Below are 1,875 nucleotides of genomic sequence, written 5' to 3' on the forward strand. Positions count from 1 at the left end.
GATCCGCAGCGCAACCCCCGGCGCAGGCATCGGCCCGGAAGTGGCCGGAGCAGGCTGTTCCGGCCATTTTTTCGGGCGCTTTGCCGCCGAGCATGCCGGCCTCATTCAGGAAACGAATTTTTCTCTGCGCATCGCGGATCATGATGGGGGAAGGTATTTTGTCGATAACCGCCAGCATGCTGCCCGCAAGGCCGTTGATGGATTCGACGATTTTTTTGAAGTCGCCCCTGAACTCCGATTCGTTGATGCTGCTGCGCAGATAGCCGTCGGCAACGCTGCCCACCGTGGCCGTCACCTGTGTTCTCATGTTTTTGCAGGTATCCGTTATTCTGGAAAGCCCGGTGTGCAGTTGCAGAAGCTCGGCGGAAAATCTTTTTGCCGACGGCAGGCAGTCAAGGTCGCCATTGGAGATGGACGTGGTGCACTGCACCATCTGATGCAGGGGTTTGCGTATGCTCTGCACGATCCACAGTGCAAGCAGCAGCAGGATTGCGGTAATGGCGGCCCCTGCCAGCAAGACCTGCTTGAGGGCCTCGTTCATGTCCGCATTGACTTCGCTTTCATTCATGAGGGCGATCATGCGCCAGCCCTGAAAGCCCTTGTACACGACAACACGTTTTTCAACGCCGTCCAGCGCAAGCGTGCCTGCTCCACCGGCGGCAAGCAGGTTTTGCAAGGCCGGAACGCCGCATTCGCTGATATTGCGGTTGACCCATGACTTGTACTGGGGGGCGGCCAGAACCATGCCGCTGTCTTCCAGCAGGATGATGGAGCCTGTCTGGCCGATTTTTATGCCTTCCACCATAGCTACAAGGGCGGAAAGGGTAATGTCGATGTCAATGACGCCCAGGAGCTTTCCGTCCGTGCCGGTAACCTTTGCCGTGACGGCGCAGGCAGGCACGCCATGCGCCGTGGTATAGGCAGAGCTTATGTTGCTGGCGCGGGAGCTTTCCATCTGCTGGCGATACCATTTTCGTGTTCTCGGATCATGCCCGGCGGGCCAGGAAGCCAGGGGATATTCAAGAAAACCGCCGTCTTCAGCACCAAGAGTAACGCTGCTGTAATTGGTATGGCTGTCTTTGACGATCTGGAATATTTCGTCCACCGCCTGTGCCTGCGGCGTCATGGCCGATCTGGGAACCTGCTGCGGTTCACTGTTGTTCGTGAAAAGGGGAAGGTGGCCGAAAGCCTCGCGCATGGCAGGCGTGGCCGCCAGCATGGTCGCGCTTTCCTGGGCCTGTTTGAAAAAAAGAGCTATATATTCATTGGTGCTTGAGAGCGCGTGTTCCATATACGCCTGCGTACTGCGCTCGTTCATGGTGTCCATTTTTCCGATCACAATCAGCACGGTGCTGCCGATACCCAGAATAATGGCGGCAAAAAAAGTCAGTAAAAACTTTGCACGAATCGTCATGGCAACGTCCTGTCGTTGTGCGTGGCTCCGGGGCATTCACAGGAAGCCGCCAAAGCCGTGCAGCGTTTTCCATACCAAAGAGCCTGACAATCAGGTCAGGCTGACTGGAAAGCCGTTGAGCGCCAAACTGGACCGGGCAGGGTGTATGCGCGTTACGTACAAACAAAAATCGGATTGCCGAATGTGAACTTTAGAGCAGATTAACTTTGAGAATGTACATTCTCAAAGTTTAAGTCACGCTCGCTTCGGCGTTTAACCGCGCAGATAAACTGCGCTTACGCCTCCGTAGCGAACGTCTGCTTACGCAGCCGTCCGAGCAATTTCAAAGTGAAATTGCTCTAGCTGTAGAGTGATGGGATGGTCCCGCCCGCATAAATTGGCTACCCTAGGGTATGGAAAACCTCAGAAAGGGAACCATCCCATGAAGATCATTACTACCATCGGCATTGATTTGGCAAAGA

At 55.2% G+C, this 1,875-nt stretch carries 1 protein-coding gene; it reads right to left on the reverse strand.

The window, feature by feature from the left end; translation table 11 throughout:
• Positions 1-1,414, reverse strand: a 1,414-nt coding sequence (locus V6C07_RS05125) for a cache domain-containing protein (RefSeq protein ID WP_333535287.1), incomplete at its 3' end; no start/stop codon positions are given.
• Between the last annotated feature and the right edge of the window lie 461 nt (positions 1,415-1,875).

Source organism: Desulfovibrio sp. 1214_IL3152 (genome assembly GCF_036763055.1).
Taxonomy (GTDB): Bacteria; Desulfobacterota; Desulfovibrionia; order Desulfovibrionales; family Desulfovibrionaceae; genus Desulfovibrio.